The sequence below is a fragment of the Proteiniphilum sp. genome, from assembly GCF_034331125.1.
Taxonomy (GTDB): domain Bacteria; phylum Bacteroidota; class Bacteroidia; order Bacteroidales; family Dysgonomonadaceae; genus Proteiniphilum; species Proteiniphilum saccharofermentans.
This window is the reverse complement of sequence record NZ_JAXQGC010000033.1, coordinates 81,042-107,222: the sequence shown is the minus strand read 5'-3', so window position 1 is coordinate 107,222 and position 26,181 is coordinate 81,042. Positions and strand designations below refer to the sequence as shown.

General features: G+C 41.8%; 24 protein-coding genes and 1 pseudogene. 5 read left to right on the top strand and 20 right to left on the bottom strand.

The annotated features are described in order from the left end of the window. Positions 1-29 precede the first annotated feature (29 nt). The 13 genes from U2P89_RS07160 to U2P89_RS07100 all read right to left on the bottom strand — a co-directional run bounded on the left by U2P89_RS07160 (position 30) and on the right by U2P89_RS07100 (position 14,106). Complete coding sequence (locus tag U2P89_RS07160; RefSeq protein ID WP_322191052.1) at positions 30-1,097, bottom strand: ATP-dependent nuclease; 1,068 nt, start codon at positions 1,095-1,097, stop codon at positions 30-32. Between the two features lie 62 nt (positions 1,098-1,159). Next, positions 1,160-1,933, bottom strand: a complete 774-nt coding sequence (locus tag U2P89_RS07155; RefSeq protein ID WP_322191051.1) for a glycosyltransferase family 2 protein — start codon at positions 1,931-1,933, stop codon at positions 1,160-1,162. A 17-nt stretch (positions 1,934-1,950) separates the two neighbouring features. After that, positions 1,951-2,766, bottom strand: coding sequence for a glycosyltransferase family A protein (locus tag U2P89_RS07150; protein WP_322191050.1), 816 nt, complete (start codon positions 2,764-2,766; stop codon positions 1,951-1,953). Between the two features lie 40 nt (positions 2,767-2,806). Beyond that, on the bottom strand, positions 2,807-4,057 hold the full coding sequence (locus tag U2P89_RS07145; protein ID WP_322191049.1) for a hypothetical protein: 1,251 nt from the start codon (positions 4,055-4,057) through the stop codon (positions 2,807-2,809). Further along, the gene (locus U2P89_RS07140; protein WP_322191048.1) at positions 4,041-4,958 is read right to left on the bottom strand and encodes a glycosyltransferase; all 918 of its coding nucleotides are present in this window, start codon (positions 4,956-4,958) and stop codon (positions 4,041-4,043) included. Before U2P89_RS07140 ends, U2P89_RS07145 begins: the two co-directional genes overlap by 17 nt. A 31-nt stretch (positions 4,959-4,989) precedes the next feature. After that, the gene (locus U2P89_RS07135; RefSeq protein WP_322191047.1) at positions 4,990-6,033 is read right to left on the bottom strand and encodes a glycosyltransferase; all 1,044 of its coding nucleotides are present in this window, start codon (positions 6,031-6,033) and stop codon (positions 4,990-4,992) included. Between the two features lie 3 nt (positions 6,034-6,036). Then, positions 6,037-7,173: a polysaccharide pyruvyl transferase family protein gene (locus U2P89_RS07130; protein ID WP_322191046.1), complete on the bottom strand. Its 1,137-nt coding sequence runs from the start codon at positions 7,171-7,173 to the stop codon at positions 6,037-6,039. A 45-nt stretch (positions 7,174-7,218) separates the two neighbouring features. Next, the gene (locus U2P89_RS07125; protein ID WP_322191045.1) at positions 7,219-8,964 is read right to left on the bottom strand and encodes a thiamine pyrophosphate-binding protein; all 1,746 of its coding nucleotides are present in this window, start codon (positions 8,962-8,964) and stop codon (positions 7,219-7,221) included. 5 nt (positions 8,965-8,969) lie between these two features. Continuing rightward, complete coding sequence (locus U2P89_RS07120) at positions 8,970-10,037, bottom strand: SDR family oxidoreductase (RefSeq protein WP_322191044.1); 1,068 nt, start codon at positions 10,035-10,037, stop codon at positions 8,970-8,972. Then, positions 10,037-11,566, bottom strand: coding sequence for a lipopolysaccharide biosynthesis protein (locus U2P89_RS07115; RefSeq protein WP_322191043.1), 1,530 nt, complete (start codon positions 11,564-11,566; stop codon positions 10,037-10,039). The genes U2P89_RS07120 and U2P89_RS07115 overlap by 1 nt, the downstream gene beginning before the upstream one ends. 81 nt (positions 11,567-11,647) lie before the next feature. After that, complete coding sequence (locus U2P89_RS07110) at positions 11,648-12,964, bottom strand: UDP-glucose/GDP-mannose dehydrogenase family protein (RefSeq protein WP_322191042.1); 1,317 nt, start codon at positions 12,962-12,964, stop codon at positions 11,648-11,650. A gap of 79 nt (positions 12,965-13,043) precedes the next feature. Then, positions 13,044-13,208, bottom strand: coding sequence for a hypothetical protein (locus tag U2P89_RS07105; protein ID WP_322191041.1), 165 nt, complete (start codon positions 13,206-13,208; stop codon positions 13,044-13,046). Between the two features lie 223 nt (positions 13,209-13,431). Beyond that, positions 13,432-14,106, bottom strand: a complete 675-nt coding sequence (locus U2P89_RS07100; RefSeq protein ID WP_322191040.1) for a DUF6266 family protein — start codon at positions 14,104-14,106, stop codon at positions 13,432-13,434. A 384-nt stretch (positions 14,107-14,490) separates the two neighbouring features. Between U2P89_RS07100 and U2P89_RS07095 the strand changes: the two genes are divergently transcribed. The 4 genes from U2P89_RS07095 to U2P89_RS07080 all read left to right on the top strand — a co-directional run bounded on the left by U2P89_RS07095 (position 14,491) and on the right by U2P89_RS07080 (position 17,199). Next, positions 14,491-14,700, top strand: a complete 210-nt coding sequence (locus tag U2P89_RS07095) for a helix-turn-helix domain-containing protein (RefSeq protein ID WP_019540368.1) — start codon at positions 14,491-14,493, stop codon at positions 14,698-14,700. Positions 14,701-14,944: 244 nt separating this feature from the next. Further along, complete coding sequence (locus tag U2P89_RS07090) at positions 14,945-15,589, top strand: DUF6266 family protein (protein WP_019540369.1); 645 nt, start codon at positions 14,945-14,947, stop codon at positions 15,587-15,589. A gap of 74 nt (positions 15,590-15,663) precedes the next feature. Next, the gene (locus U2P89_RS07085; RefSeq protein ID WP_139298065.1) at positions 15,664-16,041 is read left to right on the top strand and encodes a hypothetical protein; all 378 of its coding nucleotides are present in this window, start codon (positions 15,664-15,666) and stop codon (positions 16,039-16,041) included. 24 nt (positions 16,042-16,065) lie between these two features. Further along, entirely contained in the window at positions 16,066-17,199 is a 1,134-nt protein-coding gene (locus tag U2P89_RS07080) for a glycoside hydrolase family 19 protein (protein WP_322191039.1), read from the top strand. Between the two features lie 13 nt (positions 17,200-17,212). Here the strand turns inward: U2P89_RS07080 and U2P89_RS07075 are convergent, their stop codons facing one another. The 7 genes and pseudogenes from U2P89_RS07075 to U2P89_RS07045 all read right to left on the bottom strand — a co-directional run bounded on the left by U2P89_RS07075 (position 17,213) and on the right by U2P89_RS07045 (position 24,588). After that, positions 17,213-18,316 carry an HTH domain-containing protein gene (locus U2P89_RS07075; protein ID WP_322191038.1) on the bottom strand — a complete coding sequence of 368 codons (1,104 nt, stop codon included), beginning with the start codon at positions 18,314-18,316 and terminating at the stop codon, positions 17,213-17,215. Between the two features lie 226 nt (positions 18,317-18,542). Next, positions 18,543-18,683 (bottom strand): annotated as a pseudogene (locus U2P89_RS07070) (AAA family ATPase); the annotation flags it as partial. A gap of 124 nt (positions 18,684-18,807) precedes the next feature. Next, on the bottom strand, positions 18,808-19,965 hold the full coding sequence (locus U2P89_RS07065) for a Wzz/FepE/Etk N-terminal domain-containing protein (RefSeq protein ID WP_322191037.1): 1,158 nt from the start codon (positions 19,963-19,965) through the stop codon (positions 18,808-18,810). Between the two features lie 17 nt (positions 19,966-19,982). Then, positions 19,983-22,352 (bottom strand): SLBB domain-containing protein, encoded by a 2,370-nt coding sequence (locus tag U2P89_RS07060; RefSeq protein WP_322191036.1) that lies wholly within the window; start codon positions 22,350-22,352, stop codon positions 19,983-19,985. Between the two features lie 204 nt (positions 22,353-22,556). Then, positions 22,557-22,982, bottom strand: coding sequence for a BT0820 family HAD-type phosphatase (locus tag U2P89_RS07055; RefSeq protein ID WP_019540375.1), 426 nt, complete (start codon positions 22,980-22,982; stop codon positions 22,557-22,559). A 48-nt stretch (positions 22,983-23,030) separates the two neighbouring features. Beyond that, positions 23,031-23,699, bottom strand: coding sequence for a nucleotidyl transferase AbiEii/AbiGii toxin family protein (locus U2P89_RS07050; protein ID WP_076932109.1), 669 nt, complete (start codon positions 23,697-23,699; stop codon positions 23,031-23,033). A 382-nt stretch (positions 23,700-24,081) separates the two neighbouring features. Next, positions 24,082-24,588, bottom strand: coding sequence for a UpxY family transcription antiterminator (locus tag U2P89_RS07045; RefSeq protein WP_322191035.1), 507 nt, complete (start codon positions 24,586-24,588; stop codon positions 24,082-24,084). 201 nt (positions 24,589-24,789) lie between these two features. Here U2P89_RS07045 and U2P89_RS07040 point away from each other — a divergent pair, with 201 nt between their 5' ends. Next, a complete protein-coding gene (locus tag U2P89_RS07040) occupies positions 24,790-26,046 on the top strand; it encodes an ATP-binding protein (protein ID WP_313380595.1) in 1,257 nt (418 codons plus the stop codon). Positions 26,047-26,181: the final 135 nt, after the last annotated feature.

Below are 26,181 nucleotides of genomic sequence, written 5' to 3'. Positions count from 1 at the left end.
TTATTTATAACTTTTTCCCGCTAAATTCTTTAGGAATAACTGCGGATAATCATTTCATTATTAAAACGTATTAATTGGGGGTGGTTGGTATTCTTTAATAGTAGATCAGAATAATTTAGCTCAACAAGAACATTATTCGAATGGGTTGTTATAAAAATTTGCCCTTTATTGATTTCCTTTAATTTTTTGACAAGAAATTTTGCCCGGTCAGGTTCCAATCCTTGTTCTATTTCATCAATTAAAATGATGCCCCCCTCTTTAGCCAGTTCCATTTGTATGGCAATTGATACAAGCCGTTTCGTTCCTTTTCCTTTCAATCTGTAAGGTATTGACATTCCATCATGCAAAGCAATGTTCCCTTCTTTCAAAAGAAGACTTTTAAAATCAAAAAGAGCCTGCATTGTGTCTGGAGGCATTCCCAAGCTTTGGATTTCTTCTTGTAGATTACTCAGAATGTTATCAAACGATTCAAATATTCTCTCTTGCTTAATGCTCCTATGCGCTTTACGACTTACGTCAACAATAATCTGATCGGTATTTATTTCCTCTTCATTTTTTCTTAACAGAGCATTCAAAGGAGTTCCTTTTCCCCATACAAAATGTCTGTCTATATAATCGGAAATGATGAACACATTTAATTTCGCTCGATCCGCTGCCCTAATTTCAATACTATCTTGCCTTTCACGTTTATTTATGACATACCATTTAGGTTCCAAGTCTTTGTCGACCACAAGACGGACTGTAAGTAAATCTTTACATCCATCATCTTCTTCCGATAAATCATCAGATATAATTCCTTCGCTGTTAAGTATCCTTTTGTAAAGTCCATACTTTGTTTCAGTTAATAGTTCAAATGGAATATCGATTATATCCGCTTCGATGACTATAGGGTTTTCGATATTTTCATTATGAAAATCAGAATCATAAAATTTATAGTCCCAATGAGGAGATAAAATGGCCGCAATAGCCTGTAAAATGGTTGTTTTTCCCGAGTCTCCTCTTCCAATGAGACAAATGAAAGACTGACCGTCAAAAGTGTGTTCAAAGCTTTCTATCCCACGATAATTCTTAATTTTCAATCTGTGAATTTTTGCCATAAGTCTTCAAGAGTGTATGTTTTTTATGATAATTGATATTTTGTGTTTGAGAAAATAATTGTTTATGTTTTTTTGATTCTTATTTTGACTTTCTTCCAATAATGGAAGAAATAACCTAACGTATAAAGTAAAGAGTTTATGATCGACATTTTTTCTTCTTTTCGATATACGGCCCAGATGTATTTTATGAGTTTTGCTTTATTTGAGGATATCGATTGCTCTCTTTTTTTGTAAATAGCCAAAGTTTCATTTAGCCCTAACGCATATGGGATTTTTTTCAGAATATTAATCCATAAAACCCAATCTTGTCGTTTTCGGATACTAGGCATGAATACTTTACCAAGCTTAGTAGTGTCGTAAATAGCGGTTAAACATCCGATATCATCGTTTTTCAACATATCCTTATATGTAATTTTATTGGGTGCAATGAAAATGGCAATAGATTGATCGTTTTCATTAACAATTTCGTAATTCGTGTAAGATAGATATACCTGATTATTGAGCATAAAGTCAATTTGCTTTTCTAACTTGTCAGGCGTCCATTTGTCATCACTGTCACAAAAGGCTATGAATCTACCAGAAGCTTTTTCGATGGAATTGTTTCGGGCGACGCCAGGTCCTGAGTTTTGTTCTAATTGATATAGTTTTATACGTGAATCCTTTTCTGAAAATATAGAAATGACAGATATAGTATCGTCCATTGAACAATCGTCAGTGATAAGCAATTCCCAATTTGTGTAAGTTTGGTTAATAATAGATTGTATGGAATTGCTGATGAATTTGCCTGAATTATATGAAGGCATTATAATTGAAACTAAAGGTCGATCTATTCCCATCAGATTTTTGTCTCAAATTAGTTTGTAAGTTTATGCTTTATACTTTTAATTCCAAGTATAAATTCATTAATGTATTCAATAATTGATAAGTTGTTTTTATACATTTTATGATGTTTAAATAATAAAATAGGTAAAAGGATAAAAGCAAAATCTTTATATATTCGATAACATAATCCACCCCAATATTTTGCTATTTGAGGATTAAAAATATTATTGGCTCCAGATCCATCCCCGGGGTGTATAGCGACAATTATTGGTTCATATAGGACTTTGTATCCTTGTTTAAGACAATCAGAGATGAAAATGGCTTCTTCTCCTCGATTATATAACTTGCCATTTATGCCAAATCGTTCATCAAAAGTTATGTTTTTATCTTTTAAAATGGATGAACGGAAGCTTATCTCTAAACTGCTAATTTTAGTGACATTAAAAATATTCATCCTTTTATTTTTTAGTGGGTATTTCTTATAATCTTTCCCACGAATATTGTTAAATATTTTGCCAATAAGAATGTCTGTTTTTGGGTTTTCTTTATAATAATTGATGAGATTATCAAATAAACACTTGTCATATTTTGCATCATCATCCGCAATTAAACAAAGATCAGAATCTGCCATTTTTAGAGTATTATTTCGATTTTGAGACAGTCCTTTTCCTTTCGTAATAGACAATGTTACATCTTTACGATAAATACTTTTGGGGACCTTATTTGTATAGTCCTCTGATTGCTGCCATGAAATTTTATATTTTACATATGGAATATAATCTAACAGTAAATTTGGGATGTTATAAATTCCATTATTATATGTACAGATCAAAACATCTAATGTCATATTCTGCTTGAATGAATTAAATAAATAAATTAAATGATAACTATCTCGTATGGTTATTTTTGGGTTTATAAGATACATAAAGTTGGAATGAGAAAAGAATAAGAAACAACATGGTTTGAAGTGAAACTAAAAAACCGATAACTTCTCCTTTTATATGTAGTATTAGAATATATGCGATAATACTTGTCATAAATGATTTCTGCTGCTTGTTACTTAAGATGTACATATTTTTTTCAATCTTCTTTATGATAAATAATTCATAGAGTGCAAGTGTGAGAAATCCAATTATTCCGAAAAATAACAAATTTCTCATATACCCTGCGTCTGTGTGTTGGTAATAAGAGCCGTCTTCATTTGTATAATATCCATCGCCAAGAAAAAATGTTGAGAAATCGGGCAGAAAATACATTTCTTTGAATAGATGTTCCGATGAAGTTGAAGTAAATTCTCCAGATTCAGAGAAATTATAGAATAACTGAAATGCCCATTGTCTTACAAAATCTGGTAGAAAATTTGAGATGATAATAACTACAAAGATTATAGTAATAGTTAAAACGAATAATGATATAAAAATCCTTTTGATACTTCTATTATTTGTTGAAAAATAATAATATATAGCTAGTCCAGTTCCAACTAATAATCCCGTTCTTCCTGTAAAAATGCATCCGATAAATGCAAGTAAAAATACTATTAAATATAAAAAAGGATGTTTTTGGTTATTCTCGTATACATAAATTATTAAAAATAAAACAAATCCATAGAGAGCATTTAATCCAAAAAATTGTGTAGATCCGAAAGCTAAATTTCTATATCCACCATAGCTGACCAAAGATTTATATATTGTTTCGTCAGATTGTGTTATTTCTATTATACTCTTGAAAGAAGGGGATAATAATGAGGTAATTATTATAATGCTTTGTATAGTAAATGATGCGATAATAATATTAATATAATAATTATGATTTTTTTTCCCATTGAAAGAATTAATCAAAAATAAAATGACTACAAGTAAAGAAATTAATTGATTTATAAATGTTTTTATTATTGAAAAATCGTAGGTCGAATGAGCAAAAGGATATAAAAAAGAAATGAAAATAATTAGAACCAACCATGTTGAAATTTGGAAAAAAACTGTATTGATATACTTGAAATTTCGATAAACATTTTTTATATTAAAAAATGAAATTAACGAAAGGAATAAGAATAGTAATATTGTTGAATTATAGAAATACGGAACCTTTGTCGTAAAAAGCAAGAGAAAAACACATAAAGTATCAAAGGTAGCTCTCATAATGTTTTAATAAATTCTTTATTTTAGATAATAACAAAGCGGTATTTTTCTTACCTAATATATTAATTAAAATAGATGTTATTCTATTAAACTTATTATACTTGATGGAGTTTATTCTATTTGAATAACTAAAGGACGGTTTACTTTGACTCAGAGAACTAGATATCAATTTCATCATTTCTTGTTTATCATCTTTATTAAAGTCTCCATTGTTAATAATTTTCAGTTCAAATTTGTGGAATTGTTCGTCTTTATCGAAATTCATAATAGATCCAGGTGTTATTCGATACTTAATTAGTATTTCAGGAATATTATTGATCTTACCCTTTTTAGCAAGTTTACTCCATAAGAAGTAGTCTTCAATGTATTTTCCAATCAGTTCATTGTAATTTCCTACGTCATTAGCCACGTTTTTATTGAACATTACAGATGGATGTTTAAATACACATCCATAATGGAAGATTAATTTTTTAAGCAATTTGTTGCCAGTGTATGGAATATGGTACCCAATAGTATTTCCATTGATATCGATAAGTTCAGCTCCAGTACCCAATAATACCGTTTGCGGATTTTTTACAAAATATTCAATTTGCTTTTCTAATCGGGTTGGAAGACAAACATCATCTGCATCCATTCTTGCAATATATGTTCCTTTGGCGATATTGAGTCCTTCGTTTAAACTAATTGCTAGACCTTTATTTTCTCTGTTAATTAAGACAATTCTTGAGTCTTGGTATGAATTGATGATTTTTAAAGATTGATCAGTAGATCCATCATTTATAATAATTAGTTCGTAGTTATCATAAGTTTGCTCTAATATGCTTTCTATTGCATAGTTTACATAACTTTCAGCATTAAAAACAGGTAGGATTATTGAGACTAATGGATCTTTAGTTTTCATATGTATTTCGTGAAACAATGATTCTCAATCATTATAGGTGGATTTTATCAATGGAGAAAGATTTACTATAATATAAAGATTTCGATTTTAGTTCATTTAGTTTTTCTCTATTTTCATACAAGTAGTTTATTGCATCAGAAAATGACTTGGGATTTTTGTTATCACAATATAATGCCCCGTCTTCATTGCAGTAATCTCTTATTGATCCAACATCACTATTGATCATAGCTAATCCCACAGCCATAGATGTAACAATGACATTACTTCCAATCGTATCTTGCATAACATTGAGGGAAATATCTGAACTTTGCATTAAGTGTAAAAGATCATCTTCATTTAGAAATCCATATAATTTGACGTTATTCATATTTTGGAACAACATAGAAAGATCTTTCGTCCCTTGGCAAATAAGAAAAGTTACATCAGTGGTTGCGTTAGCTATTATTTCTTTCAGTAATGTATAATCCCGTTTCATATTGCCCATTACTATTATTCGTAGAATATCGTTGTGTTGTCCACTTGTATTTGGCTTATAATAAGTTGAATCGACATAGTGTAATGTTGTTTTAATTCTTCTCTGATTTATATGAATTGTATTTTCAAGGAAATGGGTTAGAGATGAGCCTAGGGTAATAACATTATCCAGTAAGTCAATGTATGATTTAAATATTTCTGCAGAGTAATGTTTCATAAAATCATCTGGGACAAGATGCAACATACCATTAATCGTAAAAGACTTTTTTTTGTTTGTTCTTTTGCGTAAAAATTTAGCAATGATTGTTTGAGAGTAGTAAGGCGTGCAATATTCTAGTAAGTAAACGGTATCACCACTATTTAATTTTTTATAAATAAAAAAGGCAGTAAAAAAATCAATGCAGGGATGTATAACTAATATATAGAATCGTGCAATTACTTTGCCCCATAATATTTTTTTGTTTATCATTCCTAAATAGTCCTTCGATATAATGACCTCATATTCAGTTGGATATTTTTTGATTAGAAGTTGACACATATGTTTAATGCCAGCATGATTTGTTTTTGTATTAATCCATTCTTGACAAATTAAATATTTCATAAATTAGTAGTTTAAATATTTTTGGATGAAATCAAATGAAAGAATTTTCATGGTCTCAATTTTTTCTTTATATTTAGCAAAGTCATTTATGATTATATAGTCTATATCGCTACCATTATTGTATTTTCCTACCTCTGAATTAATGCCTAACAAGGAAAATAACGAATTGAATCGATCCGCACCTCTATCTTTATTAATGATAACTGCAACTGGTTTATTAAAAATTAAGGAGAAAATGGTGCCATGAAAAGAATCAGTGATTACGAACTTTGCATCTGAAAAACTACGCAGCCATTGCTCAACAGGAGGAAATGCATAATCTTTAAGATTTTTGATAGTATAATTATTAATTGATTGACTATAATTTGTTGAAATTTTAAATGGTTGCAATTCATATTCTAATGATAATTGTTTTATTATTTCTTCTTTTCTTTTACTATTGTCTAAAATGTATGTGAATAAATCCCCATCACTTTTATCTGTTCTAAATTGATTTATTAAGTTGATATAATCTGATTTTGTTAAAAGAAGAGTTGGGTCTAGTAATTGTTCAGGCTTTCTCCCAAAGTACTCACTACACAGTACAACTGCGGAATCTTCCCTAACTGATATTGCGTCAAATTTCTCAAGTAACTTTTTACATTGTCTTGTTTGTTCGTCAGAAAACTCCCAGTCATAAACTCCAAATGAAGCTGCATAAGCAATTCTTTTGATCCCCGTTAAATGACTAATAAAATCGAGAAAATAATTTGTTATGCAGGGCACATATTTTGGTCTCCAAACCTGATCACTTCCAACTATAAATCCGTTAAATGAATATTTTTTTTGAATTTGTTTTAGACTCTTTGAGTTATTGACGGGTTCTGTCAATTTTATATATCTATCGATAAACTGATTAGTAAATTGAGAAATAATAAGATTTTCATTTTTTGATAACCATCCCCTTATAGGCTTACGACCAATAATGACACTTTTTAGGATAGACCCGTATTTACGATATAAGGGTATCTCATTATTAATTCTATTAATGGTCCACACTTCATGTCCGTACCGTTTCAAAATGGTTTGTAATGCAAAATTTTGTAATATACATCCATAATTGTTATTATTCAACGGTAATGTCAATATTCCAATTTTCATAATATTTTGATAGAGAAAACTTTAAACTGATGTTAAATTCTGAAGTTATTTTCCCATAATTTTCTTAAGCGTTTTTATACCCTTTTGGCCTAACATTTGTTTTGCAAGTTCCTTCGTCTTTCCTTTCAGGCTTTCTTCAATACTCAAAATCATCTCCAATGCTTTACTTTCGTCAAAATCGTTGGTGAATACTTCAAAGAGCATGGGTTTCTCCGTAATCTCTGGAGTAAGGAAACGTTCATACGCTGATTCAAAGTCTTTTTTGTTATCGGCCGCAAAATACTCGAAGCCTAAATTTTGCGCGTAATTTTTCACTAATTCTCTCGACTGATTCCCAAAATGACCGGCTGCGGCAATGAATTCATCCGCATCGTCTTCAAACTGAGAGGCTACGTGATTATACTGTCTGAATTCGGTACCCTTGCCGTTGTTTATCAGAAGAATTCTTATATTGTTACCGACGTGCCTGTTGCCAATAACGTTCATATCGTAAAAGAATGCCAAGTCCCCGACAACACCGAAATAGAGTTTATTCTTATTCGCTAAAGAGGCTCCAATCATAGATGATACGTCTCCGTCAATTCCAAATCCTCCCACATTGGAAAAAGCCGTCACGGAATCGGGCAATTCAAAGAAATTCCATGACCGGAGGCTATTCAATATGCCGAAGTGAATAATTGAACCATCCGGAATACGCTGTGCCATTTTTGATGCCATCCATATATTGGAAAATGGTAACTCGGGTATTCTATTTTTGATGCCGTTCAAATAAGATTGGCAAGCGGCGAAGTAACTATTATCTGAAGAAATTGTTTTGTTCAAATACTTTTCAAAGAAAAACTGTTCAGGCATCTCGAAAACGTAGCCAAGTTTTTTGAATGTATCTCTTATTTCGCCATCTTCATTTACCCTCCACACCTCATTGCTCCCAATCCTTGTGGTGTAGTAATCTCCCGTTATTTCACCAATGTGAATGAGAATATCCGGTTTTAGGGGTTCATTATCAAAATAATGCTGTCCACCGGCAAGCGAAAAAAGGATGCTGTTTTTACCATGGTAATTACTGGTATGATCACAAAAGACAACGGCATCGTGAGAATTACAAAATTCTTCGATACTCTTTGTTAATCCTTCCGAACACACAAGATGAGAGCCTATAAAAATGCCTATTTTTGAGTGTGCCGGTATTTCCGGAAAACCATCGAAAGGAGTAATCCGTTGGATCACTCTGTATTGGGGGAGTTCTTTTACACTATAATCCCGGCTGTATGTTGTAGGGAGGTTTATATGTACCGGACCTCCGCCATGTCGTTTTAGTTCTAGAATCGCTTTATTTACTTTTATCTCACAATCCCACAGATCATCGTTGTCTTTGACTATGGGGAGAGTCACGCTATATTTTACTGCATCCTTCGGGGGATTACTTCTGTCAATGACTTGAGCGATATGATGTCCTACTTTGCTCGGGGATTGCAATGCGGTAAGAGCTAAAATAGGCAATTTTCGATAATATGCTTCCGTTAATCCTGGAAAATAATTCCTCGATGCAGTAGCACCCGTACAGCTTAAAACCACCGGTTCTTTAGATTCGGCAGCTAATCCGCATGCAATATATGCAGCCGATCGTTCATCCACAGATGAATACATTTGAAAAAACGGATCTTGTTGCACACTTGCGACAAAAGTCATATTCGTTGTTCCGGGTGAAGCAACTATTTTTCTAATCCCATGAGCCTTCAATAAAGAAATGACTATTTGAACATTTATTTCGTTTGTATAATATTTTTCCATCGTGCTTAATTTTTTAATTCAAAAAAACGAAAAATAAGATATTTGATAATTTGCTTACCCCCCTTAATCTCTTGTAAAGGGGTAAATTCACCGGATATACGATCTTTTATTGCCTCATTCTTCCAATTGATATTCTTAAAACAGGGAGAGCGTAAAAATTGTTCCAAACATGCGGTAAGTCCCTCTTCGATGGGAGTGAAGCTTTGCGTATTTATAAATTCATTAATTTTCTTATTATCAAATAGTCTGTTATAAAGCCTGTCGTAATGTATCTGATATTTGGCAGGATGTATTTTTTCCATTGAATCAATGCTTACGAATTTGACTTTCGGAGTCTTTTTCAGGTGTTTTGTCAAAACTTTTCGGTAAATATCAAGGATATTCTCCCAAGATTGTTCGTTGTCATTTGTTATGTGAAATGCTTCGCCATACGCTTTTTCATTCTTGATAAGAGCAGCTATGCCCTTCGACACATCATAACCAAAGGTCAGCGTAGTGAATTTCGTACAAATATCTTTTGAAAATACAATTGTTCTGCCGTGCAACGCTCGATATAACCATTCTTCTTTCTCGAGAACACCCAATTGTAAGCGATCGGAACTATACGTAATATAAGGACGAATAATAGTCCAATTTTTTTTCCCTGATTTTCTAAGTATATCTTCTTGACGTGCTTTTGATAGCGCATATTCGTCCGTCGCATGATATTCTAAATCATCGGAGGAATCTAAAAGTCTTGGGGAATTCTCTGTTAGTTTTTCATTTGAATTGGCATAGACCCGTGCTGAACTTAGAAAAATATAGTGCGAGGTTGATTCTAAAAAAAGTGCTGCCCGCCCATTAAATTCATGACTGCTATACACCATGAAATCTATAATTGCATCCCATTTTTTTTCAAGAATGGGTTTTATAAATTCTACATCATGTGCATTACCCTCAAAATAATGAATATTGTCGTGAGATTTTCGTTTAGCGCGCGAAGTAACATAAATCTGATTTTGCTTGTCTGTTGACAATATATCGATCAGATGTGCCCCCATTGCCCCGGTGCCTCCAAAAATTAAGATGTTCATCAGATTCGTTTAATTTTCTTATTGATCGTATGAATTATTTTTTTTCGCTGTACTTCATTTATTCCAATATAAAACATACCTATTGAGGAGAAAATGAAGCTTCCTGTAATTGTAATTATGGAATAAACCAAGCCCTCGGGTAATAGAATATGTAACAGATAAGAAAGCGTGGATGAAAGTAAGGAAATCCATAAAACCGGAAACATAACCCGGAGAGCGAAGTCATAAACCTTAAGCGATATCAGCTTGTGGGTGATCATAAGACGCACAATAAACATAAGTATATTAACGATGATTGCCACAACAAAAACGGAATAGGCTTGTCCTCCCAACTTCAATACAATCAAATCCAATATGAAAATAAGAATCTGCATTGACCCCAATATGAGTTCATACTCTCTCATCTTACCCGGAGCTCTTGCCGCAGTGGTGATGGGCATGCTGATAGATAATATCAGGGATTCAATCAATGCCAGTCTTGTGAATAATACGGCACCTTCAGGAACAGTCTTTAGCCATATTTTTAAAATAACATCCATTTCGAGGAAAAGCGGCAAAGCAAAAATCCACATCAAGAAAAATGTCATTTTTGAGCCATTAAAAATTAATGAGAACATTTGTTGCCTGTCATTGGCCGCATACGATTTTATGATGGGAGGATAGATACCCGTATTGAAATTGGCGGAAAACACATTGATCTGTCCTGTGATATTGCTTGCGATTGCGCGTGCCGCCACGACTACCGGATTGAAAAACTGGTTTAATAAAATTGTCACCGCCTGTCCTCTAAAAACCGTGGTTAACTGGCCGAAGAGTGTCCATCCGGTGAAACTGGTAATTTCCTTAAGCAGGCCACGATCCCAATAAAATTTTTTGAACTGGCATTCTTCGTATTTTTTCAGTGCTATGCCGGCATAGAGCAGCGTATTTATAGCGGAAACCAATAAAACAAGGAACCCATAAACGATAAGTTTGTCTCCGGCGGCCCAGACCAGCATGAATACAACGCTTAGTTTCATGATTGCTTCGACGATTGAAACGTATGCGTATATTTGCATGTCTTCGTGGGCAATAATCATCGCCATGAATGGTGCCGCAATGATATTAAAAATAAAAGTCAGAACAGAAAAATGATAAAGTGATAAGGCTGCATCATATCTTTCCGGAGGTATTTTTAAATGATCGCTCACATACCATAATCCAACGGTCTCCAGGAGAATTGCAGCTATCACAGCGATAGCCACATAGATAACAAGATTGACGGAAAATATTGATTGTAACTTTTTAAGATCGCCTTCTCCTAATGCGAAAGAAAAAAATCGCTGGGTGGCAGATGCCATAGTGCCTCTAAGAAATGAAAAAAGAGCGACAACACCACCAATGACGTTATAAACGCCATAATCTGTAACCCCCAGGGTATTTAGAACTACCCTTACCGTAAAAAGACTAATAAGCAATATAAGGATATGCCTGAAATAGAGCATCAGCGTATTTCGGGCAATCCGTTTGTTGTTGGCGCTTTGGTTCAAAATCTTTTAAAGGATTGGGTATTGATTCAGTTTCTTAATCAAAAAACGCAATAATTAATCAATGAGGTTAATCGTTGTCTTTTATGCCCCGATGCAATGGTAGGCGAATCCCTTTTGTTGCAAGTCTTCCTTTTCATAAATATTTCGTCCGTCGAACACCGCGGGTTGTTTCATCAGGCGTTTCGCCACTTCCCAGTTGGGCATGCGGAACTCCTTCCACTCGGTGACGAGCATCAGGGCGTCGGCATCGATCAGGGCGTCGTAGGCGTCTTGGGCGTAGTGGATGGTGTTGCCCAACCGCCGGCGGGCTTCGTCCATGGCGATGGGGTCGTAGGCCTTCACCGTGGCGCCGGCATGGAGCAGCTTGTCGATGAGCACGAGCGAGGGGGCCTCGCGCATGTCGTCGGTCTCGGGCTTGAACGAAAGGCCCCAGAGGGCGACGGTCTTGCCGCGCAGGTCACCTTGGTAATGGCGGCTGAGCTTGTCGAAGAGGACTTCTTTCTGCCGCTCGTTGACCGCCTCCACGGCCTTGAGCACCTTCAGGTCGTATCCCGCTTTCTCTGCCGTCTTCACCAGCGCCTTCACGTCTTTGGGGAAACAGCTGCCGCCGTATCCGCAACCGGGATAGAGGAACTTGGTGCCGATGCGCGAATCGCTGCCGATGCCGCGGCGCACCATGTTCACGTCGGCGCCCACCAACTCGCAGAGGTTGGCGATGTCGTTCATGAAGCTGATGCGGGTGGCCAGCATGGCGTTGGCGGCATACTTGATCATCTCGGCCGAGGGGATGTCGGTGAAGATCATCCGGTAGTTGTTGAGCATGAACGGCTGGTAGAGCCGCGCCATCAGCTCCCGTGCACGGTCGGACTCCACGCCCACCACCACCCGGTCGGGGCTCATGAAATCGTTCACCGCGTCGCCTTCCTTCAGGAACTCGGGGTTGGAGGCCACGTCGAACCCGATATCGGCCATGCCCCGCTTATCGAGTTCCTCGCGGATGCATTGCTTCACCTTCTGGGCGGTGCCCACCGGCACGGTGCTTTTGGTCACCACCAGCGTGTAGCGGTTGATGTGTCGGCCGATGGTGCGCGCCACCTCCAACACATACTTCAGGTCGGCGCTGCCGTCCTCGTCGGGGGGAGTTCCCACGGCGCTGAACACCACCTCCACCTCGTGGAGCACCGCGCTCAGGTCGGTGGAGAAACGGAGCCGTCCGGCCTTGTGGTTGCGGACCACCATCTCTTCCAATCCCGGTTCATAAATAGGGATGATGCCCTTTTCCAGTTTCTCTATCTTGTCCGCGTCGATGTCGACGCAATGCACTTCGGTGCCCATTTCCGCGAAGCAGGTTCCTGTGACCAGGCCCACGTAACCGGTGCCAACAATCGCTATTTTCATAAAAAAGATTCTAATTACAAGTTCAAGCGCACTGCTTGGTTTTTGTTCCTACGCAGGTCTGTTCAGACCCATGCGTATATTAATTTGTTAATGTGTCCACGACTGGCCTGATGATGGCGAATATTTCCCCGCCACGTTTCCGGTCGTCTGTCCTGGAGCCGAAAAGGTAAACCTGCACGTCATCGGAAAAGTGTTTCTTTGCCAATGTCGTAATCGTCTTTATCTGGTTTTGATTCAATCGCATCTGAGTTTAATTTCTGCCATCGCCTTGCGCTCTTTTCGTGGATAGAGACTTTCCTGATTTCTTTGAAATCCATTTTTTGTTAAGTTCCGGGCACACTTCGTGACTACCTGTCACATCCTGAAATGGGGGTAGTCCAAAATTGATTTGGTAGACAAAAATACAACAAAAAAACATATCTCCGGCTGTTTGGGAAACGAAATTAGGGAAAAGCACGGACGTGGGGTTAAGTTTTTGTTATCCCGGCCGGATAACCCGTATCAGGTCGCGGATGATTGTTCAGGTAGATACTATTGGAATTATGCCGCAAGTCGTGAGATGTGAGGTAGAGCCAGAAGTGGGTGGTGGCGGGCTCCCAGTCTTCGGGAAGCGTGACGGAGGCCCGGCCGGCAGAGCGGGTGCCCCGCGCCAGCGTTTGCACCTCGGCGGGGTGGGCGGTATCGAAACAAACGATATGTACCCTGTCGTTATCGTTTCCCGGTAGGGACGGATTGACAGGTTGTGCGTTCCAACTGAAAACGGCCGTGTGGGAAAGGGGATCGAAGTGAAGCCGTATATCCGCGGGCAATTGGAGGGTACCCTCGGCAATTTGAATTTTGCCGTAATCGAGGTATAGGTCGGGATAGGTGCCGGCAACCGCTTCGCGGCAGGCTTTGCCGATCAGGGTGCGATAGACGTTTCCTTTGTCGGGATATCCTTGCTTGATGACTTTGCGCAGGGGGGCAAGCCCTTTATTCACAATCCCCAGTTTTGCCCGTTGCGCCAGTTGTCCGGGTGTCTTCGGGTCTGCCGGTTTGATATAACTCCTGAATACCTGCTTGCCGTCTTTGGTCAAATAAGCAACCACGGGACCTATCCTGCCCGACATCCCTCCTGATTTTGAAAGATCTATCCTTCCCATGATAATCCGTTTAATGGCCGTATGATGCCGCAATGATAATAAATTTCCGGGAGAAGAGCAAGACTTGGGCTTAAAATCGGCGGGGGCCTCCTCATAAATTGATGAGGAGAATATAAGGGGAATATGAAGAGGAAATGAGGTGGTACAAGCCCCGGACCGGGCTTGCCCCGTGCCAAAGGGGGGTAATGAAAATTTTGTTTCTATAATGAAATAGCCGGAAAATTATTATATTGCAGGTAATTCGTTTAATATCTGTTTCTTAGAGGTGTTTTTAATAATCTGCCATGGGAGCGAAAGAAAACGGATGCCATGTATAGGGCCGTTATGTACGCCCCTTCCCCGCAATGGAAGGGATGATTTTATTTTAATACAAAAGAAGTTGATATGAAGAATATTGATTTAACCGAATGGTTGGACTGGATTGACGGACAGGACGTGCTACTGAAAATGAACGTTGCCCCGCGCACGTTGCAACGGTGGCGTATCAACGGGCTGCTCCCGTATTCCAGGGTGAGCGGCAAATGCTACTACAAGAAGTCGGATATCATTGCTTTGCTAAATGAGAATTATAATAGGGAGAAAAGTGAAAAGTGAAAAACTAAAAGTGAAAAGTGAGAAACCAAGAGTGAGGATAGGGACGGTAACAGGATAATAGGAGGACAAATGAAGACAAATGGGTAAAAACAAGGCCAAACAGGGTCAAATGGGGACAGATAAGGAAAAACGAAGACAAATGACGACAAATTGACCGATTATTGCGCGACCCGTAGAGAATGGTGTCCTTTGCTTCCGGATAAGGCCAAGTCCGATTATGTCAAACTATTAAACAATTACAATTATGGGAACAATTAAAAAAGGTATCCTGGGAGGTTTCTCCGGAAAAGTAGGGAACGTGGTTGGCGCCTCGTGGAAAGGTATCGACTACATCAGAAGTCTGCCCTCGAGCATCAGGAATCCGAGGACCCGGAAACAGGTCACGCAACGGAACAAGTTTTCGTTGATGGGAAAATTTATGAGGGCAATTCTCCCGGTTATCCGGGTGGGATTCAAAAACAGCGCCGGTGCAAGTAACAGTGCTTTCAGTGCGGCCATGTCGTATAACATCAATAATGCCGTGAAAGGGGAGTATCCCGACTTCGGGATTGATTTCGCGAAAGTGGCTGTTGCAAGAGGTGGTTTGTATGTCGCGAATAACGTGATTACCGTTTGTGAAGCCGGAAGGCTGAATTTTACGTGGGACACGGACGTGATCAATAACGCTTCGACTGCAGACCGGGCGATGATTCTCGCCTATAACCCGGGCAGCCAGGAAGCAGTGTATGACCTGGAGGCCGGAACAAGAGGGGATGGCTCCGGATCATTGGCTTTGCCGCCTGCGTGGAATGGTGAAGAGGTGGAAGCTTTTGTGGCATTCATCTCGGAAGATGGCGAGCTGGTATCTGACTCCGTGTACGCGGGCAGGCATGAAGTGGTGCCCGCATGACGGTGTTGTTATTCATTGGGAACCGCCCTGCCTTGGGGCGGTTCTTTTACTCACATTCTTAAACAATGACAGATATGCTTCAAATAAACAGTGAATTGTTCCCTTTGCTTAGCTCGTTCATAGGCGGAGGGGCATTGGGGAGCCTGATTTCAACCGTGGTAAACCACAAGGAAAACAGGCGCATCAAGAAAAGCGACGCCACCCGGTCGGAAGCGGCCGCCAAACGGGAGGATGCCTCCGCGGCGACGGAGATGATGGGACTGCTGGAACGTACCGTGGCGCTTTTTGAGTTGCTGCAGTCGCAGCGGACGGAAGATTACAGGAGGATTACCGCCTTGGAGAAAACGATGGAGACAGAGTTGGCGTGGCGGAAAGACGGGGATTACCACTATTGTGAAGTGGAGGATTGCAAGAATCGCAAACCGCCCATGGGGACGTTTAGGAGAGAGTGAAAAACTAAAAACTAAAAACTAAAAATGGACAAAAGGGTGTTTTTTGATACAATCGGGCGGTCGCTTTTCAATGGGCGACTGTCATTAAGCCGCAGGGACGGTATCGAGACAAAGTTAAGTGCGTTCGATGTTTATGGCATCACGGATGAGAGATGGCGCGCCTACATGCTTGCCACTTCGTACCACGAGACGGGTGGCACGATGCAGCCGGTGGAGGAGACCGGCAAAGGGAAGGGTAGGCCGTATGGAGAGAAGCGCAAGCAAGATGGCACGGTGTACACCTACCCCGACCGGTTGTATTTTGGCCGCGGCGATGTGCAACTGACCTGGTACGAGAATTATGAAAGGATGGGGAAACTGTTGGGGTATCCTTTGTTGACGCATCCCGAACTCGCTTTAGAACCGGATATCTCGGCAAGGATCCTGGTAGAGGGGATGACGCGGGGAAGCTCCAACCGGGGAGACTTCACCGGGGTTTCGCTGGAAGATTATTTCAATGACCATACAGATGATCCGGTGAATGCCAGAAGGATTGTGAACGGCTTGGACTGCGCGCGCCGGATTGCGGAATATCACAGGAAATTTTTAGAGGCCCTGAAGATAGCCCTTGTGGCCTTCGTCGCCGTCCTGCTGTTGCCGTCGGGATTGGCGGGATGCAAGCCGGGCAGGGTGGTGACCGAAAGGATTGTTACGCGCACCGACAGTTCCGCCGTGTGGCAATTGACAGATAGCCTGTACCAAAAAGAAAGGCAGATCGCTTTCCTCCAGACGGAGTTAAAGCGGGCAGGGACGGAGAATATAAACTTCAGGAGCGAGGCCCGTATGCATGAGATCCATTACGATACAGCCGCCCCGGTGGATACGGCGACCGGCAAACAGCCCGTATTGCGTGAGATCATCACAGCCACCCACAGCCGCTACGGGAGGGTGACGCAAGAGGAGGAGACACGGCACGGGGAGGCGTCCGTGGCGCAAGCGGAGACTACCCTTGCCGGTCGGCGGCAGGAACTCGCGGTGGACAAACAGACACGGGAGGACAGGACGATAAAGGAGAAAACCGCCGCATCACGGTTTCCGTACAAGTGGTTGCTGGTCGGAGTAGTAGTCGGATTGGCTATAGGAGTAGGATTGTTGCGGCTATTGAGACCTTATCGGTGACCTTTAACCCCGGTTACTGTTCATTGTTCCGAATCTCCCAGTATCCGCCTTTATCGGGACCGATACGCTCGAGTTTGCCGCGAGCTTTCAGTTTTTCCAAATCCCGTGCTATTGTCCGCCATGTTACATTGTTTTTTTTTGCTAAATCTGCCATGGAAATGTATGGATTGTTTTTTATTGAGATGAGTATCGACTTCTCCCTTTCATTTTCTATGACATTTTCTATGACATTTTCTATGACATTTTCTATGACATCTGGAATTAAAGGTACCCTTGTTATAAAAATATCTTCTTCCAAAAACTGAATATCATCACTGCCGGAATAATCTTTGGTGTACTTGTACACATTCCTCAATCCGGTACCTAACTCTTCAGAACGCCCCATCTGGGTAAATATTTGCGCAATATGGGGGTTCTTGGGGAAGGGCTCAAAACTACCGGGAAGTAACTGTCCGTACACATGGGGTTTATTGGCGTTCTTAGCCTCAACCCTGTCCCTGTAAATAATGAAAGTGGAAGGATAAGCATTCATGTATTCCCTGTGAATAAGTATGTTAGCGATTATTTCTCTGAATATTTTGTCGCGTAAAGAAATACGCTGGTCTCCTTCCAAAAAGAATTTATCCGGTAAATGCTTGGCCACAAACGCCATCAGTTTGTCATACATTTCAATCAAGTTGCACCGTATGTTTTCCCGGTCGTCGTATCTATCCAAATCGACCTTGCGTAAAAGCGCATCGACTTTATAATGCGGTATGGCGCTTTGAATCATCTCGTCTTTCCCGAAAAGCAATAGTGCCGCCAATGTGAATCCTTCCGTCCCTGCGGCTAAATCACGGCGATACAGCCCGGACACTTTAAAAAATTCGTCGTCGGATAATTCATTCCAAGGGTGGTCAGGCCGGTTTATTTTAATCATCCGCCTGACTCTCTCCACCAAGCCCGGTACAAAGTCGGTCTTGTATAAATAGGGATAGACGGTATTCTCGGAGTATAGTGAATTTTTACGGACATATAGGCTTTTTATCTGATGATCCGTTTTCAGTTCAAAATCACCATCGGCACTCCGGTCAAAGACCCTCCCGTTACAACGATGTACCTGAGATGATGCGGGCACAAAAACATGAATCAGCATGTGCCCCCAAAAAATATCTAAAACTTAAACAAAATGCGAATGAATGGTAATAGGTGTCGGAATGATGCGGCTATTGAAAGGTATTTGAAAGTTCCGGCCACGGGAGGACTTCGCCGGATGAAGTGGAAAAACCGCGGTCACCGTTATATATGACATGGCAATCCTCCGGCTTGGTAGAGTATATAGCTGGCTTCCAGTGTAGATAGCCGGGTACGCGTTGCACTTCGTCGATGATGGTTTTATCGGAATAGGTGCGAAGAAAGCCCCGCGGATCATCTATCGCGAGCAGCCGACTGTCAGGATCTTCCATGGAAACATACTTGTAACCTGCCAATTTTTTCTTGCAAATTTACGATTTGAAAATAAATCTGCAAATTTTATGACGCAAAAACTTAACCATTCCTTATCCGTGGCTACTTGCCATATTTTGTATGTGCGGTTCTAAGATGGATATAATTGAACAGGAAAAGGTTTCACTCTTCCTTTTCCTGTTTAACACCTTGTACCACTTCCGCTATGAAGGGTTTCGTAAATATCCATCCGATGGCGGCTACCAATCCCAGAAAGAGGAAGCCGGCTATGATGATGGAACGCCGCGGGGCGCTTTTCTGTACCGGCACAACTACCGGTTCAATCACCGTAAGCACCGGTTTGGATTCCTTTACCGCCAGTTTGGCCTGCTCCAGTTGTTTGGCTAATTCATTATAGACAGTAAATGCGATATCGTATTCACTACGCAAACGCTGTTCGGTGGCGCGCGCCGAAGCGGTGGTCAATCCGCGGTTGGCGTCCTGGAAGATGGCGAGGCGCTCCTGCTTTTGTTGAAAATCCTCTTGCGCTTCATCAAAACTTTGTTGCACGAACGCGAGGTTGTCTTCCATCTTCTCCGACTTGAATGCCATCACGTATTGTTCCAATGTTTTGCGCACCTTATCTGTGATCCGCGCTGCCGCTTCGGCTTCGGAAAAAGTATAATCGATAGTGATATACCCCTCTTTGGGGTTCAGGTTCAGTTGCATCGATCCCTGGATTGCCTGGTATACCCGTTCTTCGTCTTTGTTAAGGGTAGGGAGGGACAGGCTGTCGGAAGGGTGTGCCTCTTCCTGCATATCGCTTCCGCGGATAGCGTTTATAAGCAGGAAAGGCAACCCGATGGTATATTTTTTGACGCTTCCTATAAGATTGAATGGCTGGTATTCTTTATTCGTATAGAAGTCGTACAGTGTGATCTCTTTGCCTTCAGACTTTTCCACTTTTATGGGGGTTTGCATGATCTCCCGGGTAAAAGGCACACTCTTCACGATCTGCGGATAAACGTTAGGAGAGAGGGTCTCCCCTCCGCTGGCCCCGGTACCGATATTGACACCCATCATGGCGGCAAGTCCGCCCAGGTTGCCCCCCGAGCCATCTTTTCCGCTCTGGGGAACGACCGTGCAATGCGCGGTATATTTTATCGGGGAGAAAAGGGCGACAAAGAGGCCTATCAGGAGGAAGATGCCGGTGGTCTTCAGGATAAACTTCCGTTTTACCCATAACTTCCGGAGAATCTCGGTTAGATCGATTTCATCGGTTGCCTCCTGCGATGGAATTAGGTTTCTATTATTATCCTCTGAATATTTTTCTTGTACCATCTGTCTGCTTTGTTTGATTATTTAACAAGGTTGCTGATCAACAGGGCGATGGAAGCGATGGAAGTGGAGATACCCAGTATTCCCTGTAAAGACATCGGTTCCCTGTCGGGTTTCTCGGGAACCACGATCTCGCAGCCCGGTTCGATCCTTGCCCAGCGGCCGGTGGCGACCTTGCCGTTGGCGTAAATCACGAAAGGCTTGCTTTTCATTGCCAAACGTGAGTAGCCCCCTGCCTGTCGGATATAGCCGCCCAGCTTCAGATTTTTCTGGTAGGTGACGGTATTGGGATACATCACCCCCCCGGAGATTTTGACGGTGTTGTTGAACTGGGGAACGGTCAACACATCACCCTCACGGAGGATGATATCGTCGGCCCCGCCAGGCCTCTTTAACGCCTTTTCCAGGTCGATCCCCACATACTGCACGGTGAGGTCGAGCTCATCGACAAAGGTAGAGTCTTTTTCCATCCGGGCGCGGGTCATCAGCGCCTTGCGGCCCCTTTCCATTTCATCGGGGGTAAGCCTGCGCAGCAGCCTGGCGCCTTTGGGATAGGCGTATTCGGTCAAACCTCCCGCCCTTTCCACCAGTGAAGAGAGCCGCTCGTTCCGAGCCTTCTTGGCATAGCGGCCGCCGAAGAGTATTTCTCCGGAAATAGTGACATTTTCCTGGGCTTCGTAGCCGGGAGAACGACGCACCACAATCTGGTCGAACGGTTGCAGGACGAAAGTGGGGTCGCTCGAGACGATCTTCCCTTCCTCCAGGGTAAAGGTATATACTTCGCTCATCGTACGTGGGACGGTGGTGCTGGAGGGATCCTTGATGCGCCGGAAAACGTCGACCCGTGCCGTGGAGGCTTCTTCGCTCAGTCCTCCTGCCCGAAGGATAGCGTCTTCTATACGCATGTTCAAGGCGAAGGGATAGTTGCCCGGAGCACGGACAGAACCGCCGACGGATACTGTAACACTATCTTCGAGAGAGAAGATGGAAGGGATATGGAGCCGATCATTCTTACGTAGTGGAATATCTGCGATCCGATTATTGAGTAGGGCCTCCAGATCGAATGACTCCATATTCTGTCTCAGATCATCCTGCTCACGATAGAGCAATGCACGTTGAAGATAAGCATCTCCTGTAGGTCCCAAAGCGACTTCCACCAGATCTCGTACGGTTTTGATGTGGTCTCCCACAGCATACTTTCCGGGGCGTTCTATGGCACCTGTGATCTCTACCATATTGGAGTATTTATCTAAGATGCCACCTACCTCTATCCGGTCACCATCCTGCAGTTTGAAGGTAGCGTATTCGGGTTGATTGAGGGTGTGTGCTTCCATCTCGTTAACGCCTTTCCGGTGCAACGTCACATTGACGCGGTAAGCATTGCCGCTAAACCCGCCGGCGAAGCGGATCAGATCTTCAAGCGTTTCATCTTCTCGCATCTCGTACCACATGGGGCGTCTGATTTCTCCTGTGATTTGTGCCAGTGTACTATACGGTTCTACCATCACAATATCACCGTCATGAAGATTAATATCCTGGGTATTGTTACCCTTCATCAGATATTCGTATAAATCTACAGTTGCCACATTCCTGCCGGCACGGAAGATGCGGATATTTCGGGTACTTCCTATCCTGGAAGGCCCTCCCGATACATAGAGGGCATGGAATGCCGACGCGAAAGAGGAGAGGGTATAGGTGCCCGGAGTGGACACTTCGCCCATTACATTTACCTTAATGGTGCGCACATTGCCTACGGAGATGGCAAGGAATGTGCCGGGAGTGGAGGAGCCGAGATCGGAATAGATGGAAGAGAACTCGTTGCGTATTTTTGATTCGGCCTGTTGTACGTTAAGGCCGTTCAGCATGATCCTTCCTAAACCGGGTACAACAATATAACCGTCGGGCGTGATGGTATAACGCACGTTTAGTTCGGAATTACCCCACACATCGATAATTACTTCATCACCGGGCCCCAGCACGTAGTTGGCCGGGGTGGGCATATTCATGTTGGGGGAGAAAGTGAGGTTGCCAGCGGTGAAAAAGTCCTGACCGTAAACCCGGTCTTCGGGCGCTGCCTGTACTGTTTGTGCCGTGATGACCGGTATCTCGGACATATCCCGGAAGCTTTTTTCCGAAGGGTCGTAGTTAGATTCCACGCCGCCGTCGGTAACATTCTGCCTCTCTTCATACTGCGCACGGAGCCGTTGCAGTTGGGCGGTGGTGACTCCCTTTCTTTGCAGTTCTGTGAGTATCTGCTGTTGCGACATGCCCGAGTTTTCGTACTTTCGCAACTCCTGTATGACCTGCTGGTCGCTCATCTGGGCAAACAGCCCGCAGGACAGGAAAAACAATAACGTGATCAATACGGTAATCCTGGTCTCTCTATGCATATAGTCTTAGTTTTGTCGTTATAAATTTCTGTGGTGGTAAAACGATCGTTTTTGGTTGCACTTTGTGACTACCTGTCACAATACATGCAAGCAGTTCCAATCGGAATACCGTGCAAAAATACAATAAAAAAACATATTCCGACCTTTCTGAAATAGGAAAAGTGAAAAATGGGGATGTGCATGGGAATCGTAGTTGGGTGATACTCAGAAAAACCAACGTTTTTTCTTCTTCGGTTCTGCCATAGGTGATTGGCCTGCCATGATCTTTAGCGCATTGGTTCCTTCGGCAGTCGCTTTAACAGCGTTGTAAATGACACCCCAGTCGGGAAGTCCCCCCAGGTTGCGGTCGTCGATAAACATATCGACACCCAGTTTGCGTGAAACCTCTTCTCCCAACTCCTTGTTTTCACCCCGGTAGTTCTCATTCTCCGCATAGAAATAGAGTCCCCGTTGGGCGCAGTAGTCGATGGCCTCCTGGAGGAGGCGGCCGCGGCGTACCGTCCACAGGATCAACCTGTGTCCGTCTTTCTGCATCTGCAGGAGCGTGTCGATGGCGAAAGGGATGGGTTTCCCGATGTCGGGGTAGGCATGTTCCACAATAGTTCCGTCGAAGTCGATAGCGATGATCATGTTCCTGAATGTTTCAATTTCGACAACAAAGGTAAGAAAAATGCGTGATTACTGCCTTTTATAGGCTGTCTTTACCTTGCGATCCATAAATTCGGCAATTTCCCGTGAGGAAATATCATATTTAGGTTCTAATTGCTTAAAGGCTTCATCTTTTGTAAATCGCTCATAATTACCTAATTTGCCCAATAGGTTTTTGCTTTTCATTAAATGGCCCGAATATTTGAGGGAATTGTCGATAATCCGGATTATTTCTTCATCCGATTTTTCTTTGAGAATACAGTAAAGGTCATAATAATCTCGAAAACTGTTTCTGCGCTGCATCGTCTCCATTTTAAGGGATGCTATCGTATCTATATCCGCCAGATATAAATTATTAAGAAAATGTACTTTATTTATTCGAGGAGCTTTTCTTTCCGGCGCATAAAAGGAAAGTTTAACTCCACCGTCAATAAAAAACTCCACTTGATTGCTGTCCAAAATATTTATTTTGTCTATGATATGCCCAGACTCTACTTCTTTAGTAATGGATTTGATGTCTATATCCATCTTTTCACCGTTGTGTTGTTGCCATCTCATAAAATCGAGGTCTTCACTAAGCCTGTTTTTTATTTGTAAAGAGAGGGCTGTACCTCCGACAAGGATGTAGGGCCTGATCGATTCCATTCCGGATATGGATTCGATAACTTTTTTCGTTTTATCGACTAATGATTTATCCATAAACGATTTCAAGCTCTGTTTAAATAATAGGTTTCCATCCTTTTCAGATATTGGACAGGATGTTTGATGTCGAAGTACAGATTGGCTAAACAGATATTCATATTCCTTAAATAATTTCCCTGGATAACCGCCTCGTCAAGCCAAACCCGTTTTATTTTCCCTTTGGGAAACACCTTGAATAATAAATCAATTTCGGGAAGATCCAGATGAATAAGCGCATACTTGATAAGGTTCCAATCACTTATTTTCTGACAAGAACTTTTATCAAAAGACCAAAAAACATTTTCTTTTTGTAATTTGGCCAATAAATACGACTTAATTTCATCTTTGTTGCGCATCATTTACAAAAATACAAATAAATCTCCGGATATGTCATGGCAAACTATAAAATCTTTTCCACCATGGAAACACTCATTTCCACTTCCGCACAACCAAGCTGGTGGATGCGGATGGCAATTTTGGATTTACCCTCCACCGTGATTAGCTCGCCTTCGAGGCCGGCAAGCGGCCCTTTGATCACTCGCACCTTCTCGCCCGGTTGCAGGTCGCCGGCACTGAAACTGACGGCACTGTCGGAATGGTCGAGCATAAAACGGAAGCGTTCCATCTGTTCCGCAGGTATCTCCGTAGGCGTATGTTCGCCACGCAAGGTCAAGTAACGCAGTACCGAAGGATGGGTGATGACACTACGCTGCCCTTGGGTATCGACACGCACGAATATCATCATGGGGATGAGTACCCGCTCCACCTTCTTCTTGCGGTCGCTCCACTGCCGCACTTCTTCCTGCACCGGCAGGAAGTTCTCAATACCCATTGCCGTGAGGCGGTCGCGTACCCGCTTCTCGTGGTGCATCTTCACATAGGCTGCCAGCCATCTTTTTTCTGCCATACTTAACGGTTTATCATAACATCAATTCCTGTCCCGAAATTAGTGCTTTTTCCATTCATGTACAAGGAATAGAATGGGATTTAGTCGAATTCCTTGCCATTTTTTGTAGTAATATTCAGGCATTTCTTGTAGTAAAACTTCGTCATTTTTTGTAGTTTTGATTTAATTTCTTAATTTTGTGTGTGTTGAATTTTTATTGAAATGGATGCAATAGGATACTATCCACGTATTTGTGATAGCGTATTACGAAATAAATTAAAGCTAACAGGTGCCGTATTGATTGTGGGTGCCAAGTGGTGTGGAAAGACGGAAACTGCTTTGCAAGCAGCCAGTAGTGTCCTTTTTATTCAGGAGGATCCTCAGCATAAAGAAGCCGCTAAGATGATGCCGTCACTTTTGCTGGAAGGAGAAACGCCACGGCTTATTGACGAATGGCAGGATGCGCCTGAGGTATGGGATGCAGTGCGACATGCTGTAGACAGGAGGAGAAAACCGGGTCAGTTTATACTTACCGGTTCGGCAACTCCCCGTGATGAGGTAAAAGCACATACCGGCATTGGACGTATTTCAAGAATTCTGATGCGCCCTATGAGCCTGTTTGAGTCGAAAGAGTCCAGCGGTATTGTCTCGTTGAGAGATTTATTTGATGGTAATCATGAGATCGAAGCGGTCAGTCAGCTGGATATACCCCGGATTGCACATTCGATATGCCGTGGAGGATGGCCGGGTGCAGTGATTTTTCCGGAAGCAGGAGGAGCTCTTGCCCGTGAATATACCGATTTGATTGTGGAAGAAGATATCAACAGGGTTGATGGAGTGGAGCGTAATCCGAATCGAGTGCGGCTCCTGCTTCGTTCCCTTGCTCGTAATATTTCAACGTTAACAACAGCAAATACCCTATTGAGTGATATTAGGGCAAATGATATAACCATCAATGAGCGCACATTGGATAGTTATTTGAATGCGTTACGGCGTATTTTTATAGTGGAAGATGTGCCTGCGTGGTCTCCTTCTTTACGGTCGAAAACAACTATCAGGACTTCCAACAAACGGCAACTGGTGGATCCTTCCATCGCAACCGCCGCTATGCGGATTGATGCAGACCGGGTGGTTCGTGATTTAGAAACCTTTGGTTTTTTATTTGAATCGCTATGTACCCGTGATATAAGGGTATATGCCCAAGCGAATGATGGGGAGGTATTTCACTATAGGGATAAAAATAATCTTGAGATTGATCTGATCATTTCACTGCATGATGGAAGATGGGCCCCGGTAGAGGTGAAATTGGGAGAGTATCAGGTGGATGAAGCTGCTGAAAATCTGCTGAAATTAAGACGTAAAGTAGATACGTCGCATATTGGAGAACCGTCGTTTATGATGGTGCTTACAGGGGGTAAATATGCTTATAGGCGTCCCGACGGAGTGCATGTGGTACCCTTGGGTTGCCTGAGAGAGTAAGTATTCGGACATTTCTTGCAGTAAAATGGGGACATTTCTTGTAGTTTTGAACTTAAAAACAGATATTCTATTTAATCCAAAACTGTTAACATTTTGAAATTGATTGCCAAAACGTCTCTATTTGTGCTAATTTTG

Bases quoted from the DNA above. Each gene is read 5' to 3' on its own strand.
- U2P89_RS07080 (WP_322191039.1), top strand. From the start codon at position 16,066: ATGGACAAAAGGGTGTTTTTTGATACAATCGGGCGGTCGCTTTTCAAT.
- U2P89_RS07140 (WP_322191048.1), bottom strand. From the start codon at position 4,958: ATGAAAACTAAAGATCCATTAGTCTCAATAATCCTACCTGTTTTTAAT.
- U2P89_RS07095 (WP_019540368.1), top strand. From the start codon at position 14,491: ATGAAGAATATTGATTTAACCGAATGGTTGGACTGGATTGACGGACAG.
- U2P89_RS07065 (WP_322191037.1), bottom strand. From the start codon at position 19,965: ATGGTACAAGAAAAATATTCAGAGGATAATAATAGAAACCTAATTCCA.
- U2P89_RS07060 (WP_322191036.1), bottom strand. From the start codon at position 22,352: ATGCATAGAGAGACCAGGATTACCGTATTGATCACGTTATTGTTTTTC.
- U2P89_RS07040 (WP_313380595.1), top strand. From the start codon at position 24,790: ATGGATGCAATAGGATACTATCCACGTATTTGTGATAGCGTATTACGA.
- U2P89_RS07045 (WP_322191035.1), bottom strand. From the start codon at position 24,588: ATGGCAGAAAAAAGATGGCTGGCAGCCTATGTGAAGATGCACCACGAG.
- U2P89_RS07110 (WP_322191042.1), bottom strand. From the start codon at position 12,964: ATGAAAATAGCGATTGTTGGCACCGGTTACGTGGGCCTGGTCACAGGA.
- U2P89_RS07155 (WP_322191051.1), bottom strand. From the start codon at position 1,933: ATGGGAATAGATCGACCTTTAGTTTCAATTATAATGCCTTCATATAAT.
- U2P89_RS07160 (WP_322191052.1), bottom strand. From the start codon at position 1,097: ATGGCAAAAATTCACAGATTGAAAATTAAGAATTATCGTGGGATAGAA.
- U2P89_RS07145 (WP_322191049.1), bottom strand. From the start codon at position 4,057: ATGAGAGCTACCTTTGATACTTTATGTGTTTTTCTCTTGCTTTTTACG.
- U2P89_RS07130 (WP_322191046.1), bottom strand. From the start codon at position 7,173: ATGAAAATTGGAATATTGACATTACCGTTGAATAATAACAATTATGGA.
- U2P89_RS07055 (WP_019540375.1), bottom strand. From the start codon at position 22,982: ATGATCATCGCTATCGACTTCGACGGAACTATTGTGGAACATGCCTAC.
- U2P89_RS07125 (WP_322191045.1), bottom strand. From the start codon at position 8,964: ATGGAAAAATATTATACAAACGAAATAAATGTTCAAATAGTCATTTCT.
- U2P89_RS07105 (WP_322191041.1), bottom strand. From the start codon at position 13,208: ATGCGATTGAATCAAAACCAGATAAAGACGATTACGACATTGGCAAAG.
- U2P89_RS07135 (WP_322191047.1), bottom strand. From the start codon at position 6,033: ATGAAATATTTAATTTGTCAAGAATGGATTAATACAAAAACAAATCAT.
- U2P89_RS07100 (WP_322191040.1), bottom strand. From the start codon at position 14,106: ATGGGAAGGATAGATCTTTCAAAATCAGGAGGGATGTCGGGCAGGATA.
- U2P89_RS07120 (WP_322191044.1), bottom strand. From the start codon at position 10,037: ATGAACATCTTAATTTTTGGAGGCACCGGGGCAATGGGGGCACATCTG.
- U2P89_RS07090 (WP_019540369.1), top strand. From the start codon at position 14,945: ATGGGAACAATTAAAAAAGGTATCCTGGGAGGTTTCTCCGGAAAAGTA.
- U2P89_RS07050 (WP_076932109.1), bottom strand. From the start codon at position 23,699: ATGGATAAATCATTAGTCGATAAAACGAAAAAAGTTATCGAATCCATA.
- U2P89_RS07085 (WP_139298065.1), top strand. From the start codon at position 15,664: ATGCTTCAAATAAACAGTGAATTGTTCCCTTTGCTTAGCTCGTTCATA.
- U2P89_RS07150 (WP_322191050.1), bottom strand. From the start codon at position 2,766: ATGACATTAGATGTTTTGATCTGTACATATAATAATGGAATTTATAAC.